Raw genomic sequence first — 14,591 nt, forward strand, 5'->3', positions numbered from 1 at the left:
CGAGTTTGATTTCCCAACCGACTGATACCGTGGTCACATGGCTCCGCGAACCTGCTCCGTTGCGAACGCGCTGGAGGTCGTCGGCGAGCGCTGGTCGCTGCTGGCGCTGCGCGAGGTCTTCTTCGGCAACCACCGCTTCGACCAGATCGCCGCGAACACCGGCGCCTCCCGCGACGTGCTGACCGCGCGCCTGAAGAAGCTCGTCGCGTTCGGCGTGCTGGAGCGGCGGCAGTACTCCGAGCACCCGCCGCGCCACGAGTACGTGCTGACCGAGTCGGGCCGTGCGCTGAACAACGTGTTGCTGATGCTCAAGGAGTGGGGCGACACCTACGTGACCAAGGGGCCCCTCCCGCTCGTGTGGGAGCACTCGTGCGGCAACGTGCTGGAACCACTGGTCGTGTGCGCGCACTGCGGCCGTGAGGCGACGCCGGAGTCGTTGACGCGGGCCGCCACGACACCGGGCGATCCGATCTCGGCGACCTGATCCGGAACCCGTGGTCGCGCACCGGTCGCCGGTCGCTGTCCGTGTAGGTTGACGACCATGAGTGAGGACGACGAGGACGAGTTCGCCGAGGACGACGAGTTCGAGGACGAGGAAGACCCGGACGACCTCTTCGCCGTCACGCCGGAGCCGCGCACGGTGTGCCATCTGTGCGGGGGCGCGAGCTACATCGCGGCGCCGACGCTGGCAATCATCGGTGGTGCGCCGCGGACCGTCGACAACGGGCGCGAGTGCCCGCACTGCAACGGCGCGCGGACGTTCACCGGGCTGGTGCCGCCGCTTTAGCGCTTGACCGTCACGCGCTGGACGTGGTCGACGAACTCCGCCACCGGGTAGCGGGCGATCTCGTCGCCGATGACGTCGAGGGCCAGGTCGGCGGCGCGGGTGAAGCGCACGCAGGACTTGCCCATGTCGAGCTTCTTGCCGGTGGCGAGGTAGCGCTCGCGGAACGACTCCCCCGGCGCCATGGCCGTGGTCAGGTAGAGCGAGCAGTGGCGTTTCTGGGCGGCCAGCGCGACGTAGCTCAGCGGCTGCCCGTTGTAGGTGGGGCCGCTGACCTCGATCGGCACGTACCAGGTGATCATCCCCCAGAGCACGCCCTCGGCGTAGCCGGCGGGGAGGTGCGCGACGACGACGTCGCGCACGGCGGTGATCTCGGCGCGCTGCTCTGCGGTCAGCTCGTCGAGGTACTCGTCGACCGTGGCGGCCTTGCTCCGCACCATGCGCGTACGGTAGCCGCTCGTGGAGGTCCTGACCCGAGCCGAATGGCATGAGCTGCGCGACCGGCACGTCGCGCGCATGAGGCGCTTCACCGGCCCGCACCTGGAGCGGAAGGCCGGCAAGGAGAAGCACCCCGTCATGGACTTCCTCTTCACCTATTACAGCCATCGGCCCGTGCGGCTCGAACGGTGGCATCCGGGGCCGGGGATCGTCCTGGAGGACGCCGGCGAGTACCTGGAGTTCCCGCACTACCGGGCCACGAGCGGCGGCGTGACGCTCGACGTCGGCAGTTTCGCCGCTCAGCGGGCCAAGACCATCGACTTCGTGCGCGAGCTGCTCACGGCGACGATGCGGCGGCCGGCGCGGCTGGGGTGCTTCGGGCTGCACGAGTGGGCCATGGTCTACCGGCAGCAGCCCGAGGAGGTGCGGCACAACGCGTGGCCGTTGCGCCTGGGCAGCGACGGCACCGACCAGGTGGTCGAGGCCAGCAAGATCCAGTGCGGGCACTTCGACGCCTTCCGGTTCTTCACCGGGCCCGCGCGGCCGCTCAACACCCTGCTGCCCACCCGTGAGGGGCAGGTCGAGAACGAGCAGCCGGGCTGCCTGCACGCCAACATGGACCTGTTCAAGTGGTCCTACAAGCTGGAGCCCGCGACACCGTCCGACCTGGTCGCCGACTGCTTCGAGCTGGCCGTCGACGTGCGGGAGCTCGACATGCGGGCCTCGCCCTACGACCTGGCGGGACTCGGGTACGAGCCGGTCAGGATCGAGACGCCGGAGGGCCGCGCGGAGTACGTGCGCAGGCAGGCGGAGTTCGCCGCGAGGTCGCAACCGCTGCGGGAACGACTCGTCACCGTGTGCCAGTCGGTACTGGGAGTGACTTCACATCGCTGACCGTTCTCTCCTGTTAGCGTGGCTGCCGGTCGTCGGGGGCCGCTGAGTAGTTGTGAGAGGGATCGATGTCTCGACACCGCTCGCTGCGCGCGAAGGTGCGGCGCGGGATCGCCAAGTGGCCCGTCGCCATCGTGGCCGTCGTCGCGCTGATCGCGCTCGGCTGGGGCGCCTGGTCGTGGATCGGCGGCGTGCTCGACAAGCGAGCGCAGGCGCAGGCCCAGGACTGCAACGAGGGTGACGCGGTGCTGCGGGTGTCCGCGACACCGAGCGTGGCCGAGGCCGTCGCGGAGGTCGCGCGGGCCTGGAGCGCCACGCGGCCCGTCGTCTACGACCACTGCATCGCGGTCGAGGTCACCTCCGCCGACTCCTCCGCCGTGCTCGACGGTCTGACCGGGACCTGGGACGCCGAGAAGCTCGGCCAGCGACCGCACGCCTGGGTGCCGGACTCGGTGTTGTGGGCGAACCGGTTGTCCGCGCTCAACGCCAAGCTGGTCGGTGGCACGCCGAAGTCCATCGGCACGTCGCCGGTGCTGCTCGCCGCACCCGAGGCGGGTGCGCCAGTGCTGAAGGACTTCCGCTGGACGGACATGCCCGAGGTCACCGACTGGCAGAGGTTCGGCCCGAACTGGGGCCGGTTCAGCGTCGCCATGCCCGACCCGGCCGCGAACACGGCCTCCGCGCTCGCGATCCAGTCCGCACTGGCCGGCGGCAAGGGCCCGGTCACCGCGGACACGCTGAACTCCGACGCCGCCAAGGCGACCCTGACCAAGCTCGCGGCCACCGTGCCACCCGAGGTGCCCACCACGACGCGCGAGGCGTTGCGGCGGCTCGGGGACAGCGCGACGGTGAACGCGGCGGGCTTCAGCGTGACGCCGGTGTCCGAAGTGGACCTCTACAAGCACAACACCGGCAAGGAGGCACCGTCCAAACCGCTCGTCGGCGTGCTGCCGGTCGGCCCGACACCGGTGGCGGACTTCCCGTACGTGGCGCTGTCCGGCCCCGAGGTCGGTGAGGCGGAGGAACGCGCGGCGCAGGCGTTCCGCGAGTTCATGACCGAGCCAGACCAGCAGAAGATCTTGGCGCACGGCGGTTTGCGTGTCGAGTCCACTCAGGACCGACCGTCCCCCTCTCCTGGTGTGTCGTGGGCGGCGGTGACCGAGAACCTGGTCGCCGCTGACGCGACGACCACGCAGCAGCTGTCGGCGGCATGGGCGTCGGCGGACCGCGGCGGCCAGGTCGTGACCGTGCTCGCGGACGTGTCCACCTCGATGAAACCGAGGCTGGACAAGGTGAAGGCCGCCCTGCGCGGGCAGGTGGACAGGTCGGTGTCCGGGTCGTTCGGGTTGTGGGAGTTCGCGCGGTCCGTCGACGGCGCCAAGCCCTACAAGCAGCTCGTGGGCACCGGTCCGGTCGTGGAGAAGCGCGAGGCGTTGCGCAGGGCGATCGACGGGCTCAAGACTGTCGACGGCTCCCAGCTCTACACCGCGCTGGGGGCCTGTTACGAGGCGGCGCACGACGGTTTCGTGGCCGGGCGGGTCAACCGGGTCGTGGTCGTCACCGACGGCACCTCGGACGGCGGCATCGACCTGGCGGCGTTGAAGTCCCGACTCAAGGGCAAGGACCTGCCGGTCAGCTTCATCGCGATCGGCGGTGAGGTGGACAAGGCGGCGCTGACCGACATCGCGGAGAGCACCGGGGGCAGCGTGTCCGTGGTGGAGGACGAGAACGGTGTAGAGGCCGCGCTCGGGCAGGTGCTGTCGACCACCGCCTGAGTGGTTGGTTCGGGTTGTGGGATGAGGGCATCGGGGCTGGCGCGGGCATCGGGCGGGCGCGGGCGTCAGGGCGGACGCGGGCGGGGGCGTCGGGGTGGGCGCGGGCGTCGGTCCAGGTTGTGGGCAAGAGCGTTGGTCCGGGTCGTGGATGAGGGCGTCGGGGTTGGCGCGGACGGGGACGTCGGCGCGCACGTCGGTCCAGGTCGTGGACAAGCGCGTTGGGGCGGGTCGCGGGCAAGGGCATCGCGGTAGCGCGGACAGGGACGTCGGTCCAGGTCGTGGACGAGGGTGTCGGGGTGGCTTGGGCGACGGTGGTCGTCGCGCGGTTGGGTGTGGTGGCGGGTTGCCACGCGGGCCTGGCGAGGCCGGGATTCGGCGTCGGGATGGGCGCGGGCGACGGTGAGTCGTTGCGTGGTTCGGGTGCGGTGGCCAGGTGGTGCGGGGTTTGCGTGCGGTGGTGGGTTGCCACGCGGGTCCGGCGAGGGCCGGGGTTGGGTGTCGGGGTGGGTGCGGTGGCCAGGTGGTGCGCAGCTGGGTGCGGTGGCGGGTTGCCGCGCGGGCTTGGCGGGGCCGGGGTTCAGCGCCGGAGCCGGAGTTTGGCGGCGCGGCGGCCTCGCAGGCGCGGCGAACAGCGCCTGAGTGGTCAGACCAGGACGTTGAAGACGGCCTCCGCGCGGTTCCGTTCGGCGGTCAGCTGCCACGCCGCCTCGGCGATGTCGTCGGGGTTCAGCGTGGGGATCTCACCGTACTGGCCGGGGTTTGCGGTGATCATGCGGTGGATGTCGCCGCGCTCGATCAGACCGCCGATGGTGAGCGTGCCCGCGTAGATGCCTTTGTCGGCCAGTGCCGCGTTGAGCGTCACCGCGTAGTTGCGCAGGGCTGCGGCGTTGATCGTGAGCGCGCCTAAGCCGGGCATGGGCACGACTGAGCTGAGGCCGCCTGCGAACAGCAGCGCTCCGCTGCCGCGGTCGAGCATGCCCGGCAGGACGTGGCCCACGACGTCGAGGGCCGGGTACAGCCAGGTCAGCGCCTTCTGGGCGTCCGCGGCGGTGATCTCGGTGATCGGCTTCATCGGCAGGTCTGGGTCGGCCGCGCCAGGGCCGTAGTAGAGCACCTCGACCTCGCCACCGATGCGGTCCAGGGTGGACAGGAGCTGGTCGCGGTCGCGCACGTCAGCGGTGAACGCCTCTGCCTTCACGCCGGCCTGCGCCAGCTCGGCGAGGTAGCGGCTGTGCCGGGTGTCGGTGCGGGACACCAGGGCCACGTCGTGGCCCTCTCGTCCAAACCGGTGCGCGATGGACATGCCGAGACCGGGGCCGACGCCGATGACTGCTGCGAGGGACATGAGCTGCACCTTCCGGCTAATTCGAGGGTGTCCTCGACTTGTGGGAGTGACGGTATCACAGAAGTCGAGGGGAGGCTCGACTTAGGGGGCGTTTGTAGAATGCCGCCATGGCAACCAGGCCCCTGCGCGCGGACGCCGCTCGCAACCGCGCCAAGCTGCTCGCGGCGGCCGTCGACGTGTTCGGTGAGCAAGGGCTCGATGCGGCGCTGGAGCACATCGCCCGCAGGGCCCAGGTCAGCATCGGCACCCTCTACGCGCACTTCCCCACGCGCCAGGTGCTCATCGACTCGATCTTCCCGAGCCGGCTGGCGGTGCTCGACGACATCGGCGCGGCCGCGCTGGCCGCGCCTGACCCGTGGCGGGGTTTCGCGGACTTCGTCGAGGGCACGGTGGCGTTGCAGGCGCAGGACCACGGGCTGAACGACGCGATCGCCCGGCGGCTGGTGCCGTCCGAGGAGGCCACCAGCGCGTGCGGGCGCGGCATGGGGCACGCGGAGCGGATCATCCAGCGCGCCAAGGACGCCGGGGTGTTGCGCGCGGACTTCGAGCTCGCGGACCTCGTGACGCTGACGTGGGCGATGTCGCAGGTGATCAGGGAGTCGGTCGACACCGAACCGGACCGGTGGCGGCGGTTCCTGCGGTTCTACCTCGACGGGCTGCGCACGGCCGGGTGAACCGCGCCACCGGGGACACCGGTGGCTCGGCCGGTGCGGTCACGCGACGTTGAAGCGGTCCGGGTCGGGGCCGGTGCGGGTGCCGTTGTCGAGCTCGGCGATCACGGTCATGTCGTCCTGGGCCAGCTCGAAGTCGAAGATGTCGATGTTCTCCCTGATCCGGTAGGGCGTGACGGACTTGGGGATCGCGACGTTGCCGAGCTGGACGTGCCAGCGCAGCACGATCTGGGCCGGGGTCTTCGCGTACTTCTCGGCCAGGCCGGTGATCTCCGGGCGGCCCAGCAGCGCGCCCTGGGCGAGCGGTGACCAGGCCTCGGTGACGATGCGGTGGGTCACGTGGACCTTGCGCATCTCCTCCTGCTGCAGCAACGGGTGCAGCTCGATCTGGTTCACCGCCGGGGTGGTCGGGAACTCGTCGAAGAGGCGCTGCAGGTGGCGGGTGTGGAAGTTGGAGACGCCGATGGCCCGCACCCGGCCGTCGGCGTAGAGCTGCTCCAGCGCGCGCCACGTCTCCGGGTACAGCTCGCGCCGCGGGGTCGGCCAGTGGATGAGGTAGAGGTCCAGCACGTCGCGCCGCAGGCGGCGCGTGCTCGCGTCGAACGCGCGCAACGTCGAGTCGTAGCCCTGGTCGGAGTTCCACAGCTTGGTCGTGACGAACAGGTCCGGCACGCCCGCGATCGCGTCGCCGACACCGGACTCGTTGCGGTAGGCGGCGGCCGTGTCGATGCTGCGGTAGCCGGCCTCGATGGCGGTCGTGACCGCACCGGCCACCTGGTCCTCCGGCACCTGGAAGACGCCGAAGCCGAGTTGGGGGATCCGTACTCCGTTGTTCAGCGAGATCAGCGGAACCATGCGGGTAGCTTCGCACCGTTGTAGAGCCGGTGCATCGCCTCGATCGCGGCCACGACCTCGCGGCGCAGCTCGTCGGGTGCCACGACCTCCACGTCGGGGCCGAACTTGAGCAGGTCGGGCAGGGCGTGCCGGAGCGACTCGGTCGGGAAGCCGAACTCCTCCCCCGGCTGCGGTGCGAGCTGTGCGACGACCCGGGCCTGGTGGCCGCTGAGCAGGTACCGCGCCTTGTCGAGACCGGCACTGGTCATGCGCACGGTGACGCGTTCGCCGTACATGCGGGCCTCGAACTCCTCGGACCACCCGGCCCAGAAGGCGGCGAGGTCGAAGTCGTCCGGCCGGTCGAACGTCTCGTCCAGGACCTCCAGCTCCAGCACCCGCGACACCCGGTAGGTGCGCAGGCTGCCGACGAAGTACCAGGTGCCCGCCTTGAGGACGAGACCGAGCGGGTCGACCTCGCGGGTGACGGTCTGCTGCCCCCACCGCCGGTAGGTCATGCGGACGCGGCGCTGCTCCCAGACGGCGTCGGCGATGGTGGCGAGGTGCGCGGTCGGTTCGTCGCCGCGGAACCACGTCGGGGTGTCCAGGTGGAACCGCTGCCGGATCTGCTCGGCCCTGGCGCGCAGCTCGGTGGGCAGCGCGGCGAGGAGCTTGAGCTGGGCCGCGGCGGCGAACTCCTGGAGGCCCAGCTCCTGGGCGGGACCGGGCAGGCCGGTGAGGAACAGCGACCGCGCCTCGCCGGAGGTCAGTCCCGTGAGCCGGGTGCGGTAGCCGTCGACGAGCCGGTAGCCGCCGGCCGGGCCGCGGTCGGCGTAGATGGGGACGCCGGCGGCGCCGAGGGCCTCGACGTCGCGGTAGATGGTCCGGGGCGAGACCTCCAGCCGGGCCGCCAGCTCGTCGGCGGTCATCCGGCCGCGGGACTGGAGCAGCAGGAGCACCTGGATGAGCCGGCTCGACTTCATGCCACAAACCTGACATGAACTGTCAGGTTCTGCCAGCAGGGTGGGGTCCATGAAGGCAACCGGAACCATCGAAGTGAAGAGCTGGGACGAGAAGACCTGGGACGGCCGGTCCTACCGGGACGTCGAGGGCCGCAAGCTCACCGAGGCGCACGTCCAGTTCGGGTACGCGGGCGACATCAGCGGTACGGGCAGCTGCCGGTACCTCATGTACTACGGCGACGACGTGGCGTGGACGACCGCGATCGAGGAGGTCACCACGGACGAGGGCACGCTGGTGCTGCGGCACGTCGGCGCCTACCGGTCCGCTGTGGAGGGGTCGATCGAGGTCGTCGACGGCACCGGGCGGTTCCTCGGCGCGAAAGGTGCGGTGACCGTGGACTGGGCGGAGGATGGCAGCGGCACCTACGCGCTGGAGTACGAGGTCTGAGCCCATGACCAACGCCCCCGTCTACGACGCCGCCCAGCAGCGCATCACCGAGCTGGTGCGCGGCCGGGACCCGCAGACGCCCGTCGCGGCGACTCCCGGCTGGTCGGTCAAGGACGTGGTGGCGCACCTGGCCGGCGGTCTGCGCGACTTCGCGGACCGCCGGTTCGACGGTGTCGAGTCCGGCGAGTGGGGTGAACGGCAGGTGCGCGACCGCCGCGGCAACTCGCTCGACGACGCCTTCGCCGAGTGGGACGCGAACCGGGAGCTGGCCGCTCCGCTCTTCGACACGCCCATGGGCTCGGTGCTGATCGCCGAGGTCGTGGCGCACGAACACGACCTGCGCGCCGCGCTGGGCGTGCCCGGCGACCGGGACCCGCAGGTGGTGCGTGCGGCGTTGACCCGGCCGTTGCAGCAGCTCGACCAGCGGATGCGGGAGAACGACGTGCCCGCGCTGCGGGTGGTGCTGGAGCACGGCGACCGCGTGCTCGGGCACGGCGAGCCGGAGGGGACGCTGCGCACGACGTCGTTCGAGCTGATGCGGGCCATCGGCGGGCGGCGGTCGGTGGACCAGATCAGGGCGATGGACTGGGACGGTGACCCGGACACGTGGATCTCGTCGCTGGCGTTGTCCGGAAGGCACCGCGCGGAGCCGTTCGAGGAGTAGGTTCCCGGCGTGACCGACTGGCTGGCAGACACCCGCGAGTCCTACGACACGGTCGCCGCCAGTTACGCCGACTACACGCGCGGCCTGCTGGACGGGATGCCGCACCTGCGGGCGGCGTTGCGGCTGTTCGCCGAGGAGGTGGACGGTCCCGTCGCCGACGTCGGCTGCGGTCCCGGCGACGTAACGGCGCTGCTGCACGGGCTCGGCGCGGACGCGTTCGGGATCGACCTCTCCCCCGCCATGGTCGCGCTCGCCCGGCGGAACCACCCCGGGCTGCGGTTCGAGGTCGGGTCGATGACCGACCCGCTCGGCGACCGGGTCGGCGGGGTGCTGGCCTGGTGGTCGCTGATCCACGTGCCGGACGAGCTGGTCCCGGTGGTGCTCGGGCACTTCCGGGACGCGCTGCGGCCGGGCGGGCTGCTGCAGCTGGGTTTCCACGTCGGCGACCGCACGAACCTGAAGACGCGGGGTTACGGCGGGCACCCGATGCGCGTGCACGTCCACCTGCGCCGGCCGGAGCGGGTGGCGGCGTGGCTGCGCGACGCCGGGTTCGCGGTCGAGGCGCAGTGGCTGCTCGGCGAGGACGGCGCGGTGCTGTTCGCCCGGCGCGGGTGAGACCATTCCACCGTGGCAGAGGAACAGACGTGCCAGCGGTGCGGTGAGGCCGTGGAGCTGGCCCCGGAGGACTTCGAGCTGTTCGAGCGGATGCACCCGGACTGCTTCCACTTCGCGTTCGAGCACGACCTCACCAGGCCGGGCATCACCGAGCAGGAGAACTGCGGCGACGAGACCTGTCCGGTCGGAGCATGAGAGGAGGGGCGCACCCCTGGGTGCGCCCCTCCTCCGCGGTGTGGATCAGCTGCTGTAGGCCTCGAGGGGCGGGCAGGAGCAGACCAGGTTGCGGTCACCCTTCGCGCCGTCGATGCGGCGGACCGGCGGCCAGATCTTCGGAGCACCGGTACCGGCCGGGTACACGGCCTCCTCGCGGGTGTACGGGTGGTCCCACTCGCCGACGGTCACGCAGGCCGCGGTGTGCGGTGCGTTGCGCAGCGGGTTGTCCTCGACGGGCCACTCGCCGGCGCCGACGCGGTCGATCTCGCGCTTGATGGCGATCATGGCGTCGATGAACCGGTCGATCTCGGCCAGGTCCTCGGACTCGGTGGGCTCGACCATCAGCGTGCCGGCGACCGGGAACGACATGGTCGGGGCGTGCAGGCCGTAGTCGGCCAGGCGCTTCGCCACGTCGTCGACCGTCACGCCGGTGGCCTTGGTGATCGGGCGCAGGTCGAGGATGCACTCGTGGGCCACGAAGCCGCCCTCGCCGGTGTAGAGGACTGGGTAGTGCTCGTCCAGGCGGCGCGCCACGTAGTTCGCCGCGGCCACGGCGGTCAGGGTCGCGCGGCGCAGGCCGTCGCCGCCCATCATGCGCACGTACGCCCACGAGATCGGCAGGATCGACGCGGAACCCCACGGGGCCGCGGAGATCGGGCCCACGCCCGTCTCGGGGCCCGCGGTGGGCTGCAGCGGGTGGTTCGGCAGGAACGGGGCGAGGTGGGACTTCACGCCGATCGGGCCGACGCCGGGGCCGCCGCCGCCGTGCGGGATGCAGAACGTCTTGTGCAGGTTCAGGTGCGAGACGTCCGAGCCGAACTTGCCGTAGCGGGCCAGGCCGATCAGCGCGTTGAGGTTCGCGCCGTCGACGTACACCTGGCCGCCCGCGTCGTGGACCAGGCCGCAGACCTCGCGGACGGTGTCCTCGTACACGCCGTGGGTCGACGGGTAGGTGATCATGATCGCGGCCAGGTCGTCGGCGTGCTCGGCGACCGTGGTGCGCAGGTGGCCCATGTCGATGTTGCCCTTGTCGTCGCACTTCACGACGACGACGCGCATGCCGGCCATGACGGCGGACGCGGCGTTCGTGCCGTGCGCGGACGACGGGATCAGGCAGACGTCACGGGCGGAGTTGCCGTTGGCGCGGTGGTAGGCGCGGATCGCCAGCAGGCCGGCGAACTCGCCCTGCGAGCCGGCGTTCGGCTGCAGCGACACGGCGTCGTAGCCGGTGACCTCGGCCAGCCACGCCTCCAGGTCCGACACGATCGTCAGCAGGCCCTTCGCGTCCTCGACCGGCGCGAACGGGTGCAGCGTCGAGAACTCGGGCCAGGTGATGGACTCCATCTCCGCGGTCGCGTTCAGCTTCATCGTGCAGGAGCCGAGCGGGATCATGCTGCGGTCCAGCGCGACGTCCTTGTCGGACAGTGCGCGCAGGTAGCGCAGCAGCGCGGTCTCGGAGCGGTGCGCGTGGAAGACCGGGTGGGTCAGGTAGTCCGAGGTGCGGCGCAGGTCCGACGGGATGCCGTCGGCGGTGTCGGTGTCGATCGCGTCCACATCGGACCCGGTCACGCCGAACGCCTCCCACACGGCGACGACGTGCGCACGCGTGGTCTTCTCGTCGCAAGCGACCGCCACGACGTCGGCGTCCACGAGGCGCAGGTTGATGCCGAGCTCGCGGGCCTTCGCGACGACCTCGGCGGCACGGCCCTCGACGCGCACCTGCACGGTGTCGAAGAACTCGCCGTGCACGACGTCGAGACCGGCCTCGCACAGGCCCGTCGCGAGGACGGTGGCCAGGCGGTGCACGCGGGTCGCGATGGCGCGCAGGCCCTCGGGGCCGTGGTAGACCGCGTACATCGACGCGATCACGGCGAGCAGCACCTGCGCGGTGCAGATGTTCGAGGTCGCCTTCTCACGGCGGATGTGCTGCTCGCGGGTCTGCAGCGCCAGGCGGTAGGCCAGCGAGCCGTCGGCGTCGACGGAGACGCCGACGAGGCGGCCGGGCAGCTGGCGCTCCAGGCCGGAGCGGACGGCCATGTAGCCGGCGTGCGGGCCGCCGAAGCCGATCGGCACGCCGAAGCGCTGGGTGGTGCCGACGACGACGTCCGCGCCGATCTCACCGGGCGGGCGCAGCAGCGTCAGCGCCAGCAGGTCGGCGACGACGACGGCCTGCGCGCCGGCGGCGTGGATCTCCTCCACCAGCGCGGCCTGGTCGCGGACCACACCGGACGCACCGGGGTAGGACAGCAGCACGCCGAAGAAGTCACCGCCCAGGCCCAGGCCCTCGATGCCCTGCGACAGGTCGGCGACGACGACCTCGATGCCCAGCGGCTCGGCGCGGGTCTCGATCACGGCCAGCGTCTGCGGCAGCGTGTCGGCGTCCACGACGAACTTGTTCGACTTCGCCCTGCCCGCGCGGCGCACCAGGGTCATGGCCTCGGCGGCGGCGGTCGACTCGTCCAGCATGGACGCGTTGGCCATCGGCAGGCCGGTCAGGTCGCCGACCATCGTCTGGAAGTTCAGCAGCGCCTCCAGGCGGCCCTGCGAGATCTCCGGCTGGTACGGCGTGTACGCGGTGTACCAGGCGGGCGACTCCAGGACGTTGCGCAGGATCACGCCCGGCGTCACGGTGTCGTAGTAGCCCAGGCCGATCATCTGGGTCATCGGCCGGTTCTGGGAGGCGAGCGCGCGCAGCTCGGCCAGCGCCTCGGTCTCCGTGGCGGGCGCCGGCAGGTCCAGCACCAGGTCGCGCTCGTGGATGGACGAGGGCACCGCGTGCTGCGCCAGCTCCTCCAGCGATCCGACACCGATCACGTCGAGGATGCGGGCGAGCTCGGCGGGGCGCGGGCCGACGTGCCGGTCCGCGAACGGGGTGCCGTGCTCGAGAGCGGCGAGCGGAATGCGGTCCTGCGTCATCTAACGCCTCCGGGGGGCTGCGGGCACACGTGTCCTGGTGCCCTCCCCGCTCTGTCCGTACCCGGCATCGGGCGCCTGAGAGGTTCACCCGCCACGAGAGCGGGCTTTCACCGTCGGCGGGATCTCGAGAGATCCGCTTTCCAGAGGCGTCTCGCTCACGCGGTCCTGGGTGCCTGAGAGGTTCCCGGGGAGGAACTTGCTCCTTCGGCGCCGGGTGCAGCACCCGGTCTCTCCCGCCTGAGTTCAGCGACTACCCGTGAAGAGTACCCGCAGGCAGGCCCGCCAGTCCCCACCGACGCGACCTACGTCTCAGCGACGGGACCGGCTGAGCCGGCGACAGCGGGTCAGCCGGTGGCGCGCTCCCGGCGGCGGCGGGTCAGCTCGTCCTCGGTCATCGGCGCGATTTCCACGCCGTCCGCACGTTCGGCCGGGAACTCGTGGATGGTCCCGCTGATCTCCCGCATCGCACCGCTCACCGCGATGCCGAACACGCCCTGCCCGCCCTGGAGCAGGTCGACGACCTCCTCGGGGGAGGTGCACTCGTAGACGGTCGTGCCGTCGGAGAAGAGCGTGATCCGCGCCAGGTCCTGCACGCCGCGGCGGCGCAGGTGGTCGACGGCGACCCTGATGTTCTGCAGCGAGACCCCGGTGTCCAGCAGCCGCTTCACGACCTTCAGGACGAGGATGTCCTTGAAGGAGTAGAGCCGCTGGCTGCCGGAGCCGTGCGCCATCCGCACCGTCGGCGCGACCAGGCCGGTCCTGGCCCAGTAGTCGAGCTGCCGGTAGGTGATCCCGGCGATCTGGCACGCCGCGGGTCCCCGGTAGCCGACGAGTTCGTCCGGCAGCGAGGAGTCCGGGAACAGCTCACCCTGCTGCCCGGATTCGGCCCGCAAGGGCGCTTCCTCGACCACGCCTGCCTCCCCTCGCCAACGGCCACGAAAGTCGGGGCCGTCAAGCCGCCTGGTCCACTCGCGCAGACCGGCGACGTCCACTCGAGTTCGACGGTAAGACCGCTCCGAGGGCAGGTCAACGCGACGCGCGGGGAGTGTTGGCCCCCAACCTGAGGCGGGGGTCCGCACCGTCACCCGAACTAGGACGTTCAGGTGACGTTTAGTGATTGTTTAGCGGCCATGATGTGCGGAAAGTAGTCCGATCGAGGGACACCCCACCGATCGGCGCCGGGTCCGAACAAGACGGTCAGCGACAGTCGGGGGAACTCAGGTGTCGGCGCCCCGGAAGTCCTCGGGAGACACGGAGTCGAGGAACTCGCGGAACTTCTCGACCTCGTCCTCCTGCTCGTCCGGGATGATCAGACCGGCCTCCGCCAGCACGGACTCCTCCGCGTGGATCGGCACGCCGACGCGCAGCGCGAGGGCCACCGAGTCGGACGGGCGGGCGGACACGCGCACGTCGCCGTCGAACACGAGCTCGGCGAAGAACGTGCCCTCCTGCAGGTCGGTGATCCGCACCTGTTCGAGGTTGCGGCCCAGCGCCCCGATGACGTCCTTGAGCAGGTCGTGGGTGAGCGGGCGGGCCGGTCGCACGCCCTGCTGCTCCAGCGCGATCGCGGTGGCCTCGACCGAGCCGATCCAGATCGGCAGGTACCGCTCACCCTCGGTTTCGCGCAGCAGGAGGATCGGCTGGTTCTGGGGCAGCTCCACCCGGACGCCCACGACACGCATCTCGCTCATCGGGTCTCGCCTCCCTCTGACTCGTTGGGGAGTACCCGGAACGTCTCCGAGCATCCCCCGGCACACGCGTTCGACGCTACCCGCCAAGCGGGCCGTGTGCTCAATCGTTGCGGGCAGAACGTGATCAAGACGATGGCCGCTCGAACCCGCTCTTCCCCGCACCGGGTACAACGAGCGGAAGAGGGCGGCCGATTCCCGGAAAGCACGGCGAACCGGGAGGAGTTCCGCGCAACGGCGGTCAGCGCACGAGTGCGTTCGGGCTCGACGCAGGAAAACTCCCGCGGAGCGCGGCGAACTGCTCAATGACGCAAAACAGTGGAGAAGACGGCAACAGCACTGCACGG

General features: G+C 71.0%; 16 protein-coding genes and 1 riboswitch. Of the genes, 9 read left to right on the forward strand and 7 right to left on the reverse strand.

What is annotated here, in order from left to right:
• The first annotated feature begins 37 nt into the window (after positions 1-37).
• Together ACZ7CH_RS21650 and ACZ7CH_RS21655 are read left to right on the forward strand one after the other, a co-directional pair.
• Positions 38-484: a winged helix-turn-helix transcriptional regulator gene (locus ACZ7CH_RS21650; protein ID WP_470374690.1), complete on the forward strand. Its 447-nt coding sequence runs from the start codon at positions 38-40 to the stop codon at positions 482-484.
• A 57-nt stretch (positions 485-541) separates the two neighbouring features.
• Positions 542-787, forward strand: coding sequence for a hypothetical protein (locus ACZ7CH_RS21655; protein WP_360392385.1), 246 nt, complete (start codon positions 542-544; stop codon positions 785-787).
• Here the strand turns inward: ACZ7CH_RS21655 and ACZ7CH_RS21660 are convergent.
• On the reverse strand, positions 784-1,224 hold the full coding sequence (locus tag ACZ7CH_RS21660) for an iron chaperone (protein WP_470374691.1): 441 nt from the start codon (positions 1,222-1,224) through the stop codon (positions 784-786). The two genes, ACZ7CH_RS21655 and ACZ7CH_RS21660, sit on opposite strands and share 4 nt — an antisense overlap.
• A 19-nt stretch (positions 1,225-1,243) precedes the next feature.
• Here ACZ7CH_RS21660 and ACZ7CH_RS21665 point away from each other — a divergent pair, with 19 nt between their 5' ends.
• Both ACZ7CH_RS21665 and ACZ7CH_RS21670 read left to right on the forward strand, forming a co-directional pair.
• A complete protein-coding gene (locus ACZ7CH_RS21665; protein WP_470374692.1) occupies positions 1,244-2,116 on the forward strand; it encodes a 3-methyladenine DNA glycosylase in 873 nt (290 codons plus the stop codon).
• 65 nt (positions 2,117-2,181) lie between these two features.
• Positions 2,182-3,888, forward strand: a complete 1,707-nt coding sequence (locus tag ACZ7CH_RS21670; protein WP_470374693.1) for a substrate-binding domain-containing protein — start codon at positions 2,182-2,184, stop codon at positions 3,886-3,888.
• Positions 3,889-4,531: 643 nt separating this feature from the next.
• Here ACZ7CH_RS21670 and ACZ7CH_RS21675 read toward each other — a convergent pair.
• Positions 4,532-5,233, reverse strand: a complete 702-nt coding sequence (locus ACZ7CH_RS21675) for an SDR family NAD(P)-dependent oxidoreductase (protein ID WP_470374694.1) — start codon at positions 5,231-5,233, stop codon at positions 4,532-4,534.
• Positions 5,234-5,340: 107 nt separating this feature from the next.
• On the opposite strand from ACZ7CH_RS21675, the gene ACZ7CH_RS21680 reads away from it, so the two are divergent.
• Positions 5,341-5,907: a TetR/AcrR family transcriptional regulator gene (locus ACZ7CH_RS21680; protein WP_360392395.1), complete on the forward strand. Its 567-nt coding sequence runs from the start codon at positions 5,341-5,343 to the stop codon at positions 5,905-5,907.
• Between the two features lie 39 nt (positions 5,908-5,946).
• On the opposite strand, the gene ACZ7CH_RS21685 is transcribed toward ACZ7CH_RS21680, so the two are convergent.
• Together ACZ7CH_RS21685 and ACZ7CH_RS21690 are read right to left on the reverse strand one after the other, a co-directional pair.
• Positions 5,947-6,759 (reverse strand): aldo/keto reductase, encoded by an 813-nt coding sequence (locus ACZ7CH_RS21685; RefSeq protein WP_360392398.1) that lies wholly within the window; start codon positions 6,757-6,759, stop codon positions 5,947-5,949.
• Positions 6,747-7,718, reverse strand: a complete 972-nt coding sequence (locus ACZ7CH_RS21690; protein ID WP_458430958.1) for a helix-turn-helix transcriptional regulator — start codon at positions 7,716-7,718, stop codon at positions 6,747-6,749. Before ACZ7CH_RS21690 ends, ACZ7CH_RS21685 begins: the two co-directional genes overlap by 13 nt.
• 49 nt (positions 7,719-7,767) lie before the next feature.
• Between ACZ7CH_RS21690 and ACZ7CH_RS21695 the strand changes: the two genes are divergently transcribed.
• The 4 genes from ACZ7CH_RS21695 to ACZ7CH_RS21710 are packed head-to-tail and all read left to right on the forward strand — an operon-like array spanning position 7,768 to position 9,619.
• Positions 7,768-8,145 carry a DUF3224 domain-containing protein gene (locus tag ACZ7CH_RS21695; protein ID WP_360392403.1) on the forward strand — a complete coding sequence of 126 codons (378 nt, stop codon included), beginning with the start codon at positions 7,768-7,770 and terminating at the stop codon, positions 8,143-8,145.
• 4 nt (positions 8,146-8,149) lie between these two features.
• A complete protein-coding gene (locus tag ACZ7CH_RS21700; protein WP_360392406.1) occupies positions 8,150-8,809 on the forward strand; it encodes a maleylpyruvate isomerase family mycothiol-dependent enzyme in 660 nt (219 codons plus the stop codon).
• A gap of 9 nt (positions 8,810-8,818) precedes the next feature.
• Entirely contained in the window at positions 8,819-9,424 is a 606-nt protein-coding gene (locus tag ACZ7CH_RS21705) for a class I SAM-dependent methyltransferase (RefSeq protein ID WP_458430956.1), read from the forward strand.
• Positions 9,425-9,436: 12 nt separating this feature from the next.
• On the forward strand, positions 9,437-9,619 hold the full coding sequence (locus tag ACZ7CH_RS21710; protein WP_360392411.1) for a hypothetical protein: 183 nt from the start codon (positions 9,437-9,439) through the stop codon (positions 9,617-9,619).
• Between the two features lie 45 nt (positions 9,620-9,664).
• Here the strand turns inward: ACZ7CH_RS21710 and gcvP are convergent, their stop codons facing one another.
• The 3 genes from gcvP to ACZ7CH_RS21725 form a co-directional block, all read right to left on the reverse strand.
• Positions 9,665-12,556: an aminomethyl-transferring glycine dehydrogenase gene (gene gcvP / locus ACZ7CH_RS21715; protein ID WP_470374695.1), complete on the reverse strand. Its 2,892-nt coding sequence runs from the start codon at positions 12,554-12,556 to the stop codon at positions 9,665-9,667.
• Between the two features lie 150 nt (positions 12,557-12,706).
• A riboswitch (glycine riboswitch) is annotated at positions 12,707-12,802 on the reverse strand.
• 98 nt (positions 12,803-12,900) lie between these two features.
• Entirely contained in the window at positions 12,901-13,467 is a 567-nt protein-coding gene (locus ACZ7CH_RS21720) for a MerR family transcriptional regulator (RefSeq protein WP_360392417.1), read from the reverse strand.
• A 306-nt stretch (positions 13,468-13,773) separates the two neighbouring features.
• The gene (locus ACZ7CH_RS21725; RefSeq protein ID WP_030468959.1) at positions 13,774-14,247 is read right to left on the reverse strand and encodes a bifunctional nuclease family protein; all 474 of its coding nucleotides are present in this window, start codon (positions 14,245-14,247) and stop codon (positions 13,774-13,776) included.
• Positions 14,248-14,591 lie beyond the last annotated feature (344 nt).

It is taken from the genome of Lentzea sp. NPDC037011, assembly GCF_055607425.1.

Excerpts from the sequence above, each read along its gene's own strand:
- ACZ7CH_RS21650 (WP_470374690.1), top strand. The coding sequence starts at position 38 with ATGGCTCCGCGAACCTGCTCCGTTGCGAACGCGCTGGAGGTCGTCGGC.
- ACZ7CH_RS21655 (WP_360392385.1), top strand. The coding sequence starts at position 542 with ATGAGTGAGGACGACGAGGACGAGTTCGCCGAGGACGACGAGTTCGAG.
- ACZ7CH_RS21660 (WP_470374691.1), bottom strand. The coding sequence starts at position 1,224 with ATGGTGCGGAGCAAGGCCGCCACGGTCGACGAGTACCTCGACGAGCTG.
- ACZ7CH_RS21670 (WP_470374693.1), top strand. The coding sequence starts at position 2,182 with ATGTCTCGACACCGCTCGCTGCGCGCGAAGGTGCGGCGCGGGATCGCC.
- ACZ7CH_RS21675 (WP_470374694.1), bottom strand. The coding sequence starts at position 5,233 with ATGTCCCTCGCAGCAGTCATCGGCGTCGGCCCCGGTCTCGGCATGTCC.
- ACZ7CH_RS21680 (WP_360392395.1), top strand. The coding sequence starts at position 5,341 with ATGGCAACCAGGCCCCTGCGCGCGGACGCCGCTCGCAACCGCGCCAAG.
- ACZ7CH_RS21685 (WP_360392398.1), bottom strand. The coding sequence starts at position 6,759 with ATGGTTCCGCTGATCTCGCTGAACAACGGAGTACGGATCCCCCAACTC.
- ACZ7CH_RS21690 (WP_458430958.1), bottom strand. The coding sequence starts at position 7,718 with ATGAAGTCGAGCCGGCTCATCCAGGTGCTCCTGCTGCTCCAGTCCCGC.
- ACZ7CH_RS21695 (WP_360392403.1), top strand. The coding sequence starts at position 7,768 with ATGAAGGCAACCGGAACCATCGAAGTGAAGAGCTGGGACGAGAAGACC.
- ACZ7CH_RS21700 (WP_360392406.1), top strand. The coding sequence starts at position 8,150 with ATGACCAACGCCCCCGTCTACGACGCCGCCCAGCAGCGCATCACCGAG.
- gcvP (WP_470374695.1), bottom strand. The coding sequence starts at position 12,556 with ATGACGCAGGACCGCATTCCGCTCGCCGCTCTCGAGCACGGCACCCCG.
- ACZ7CH_RS21725 (WP_030468959.1), bottom strand. The coding sequence starts at position 14,247 with ATGAGCGAGATGCGTGTCGTGGGCGTCCGGGTGGAGCTGCCCCAGAAC.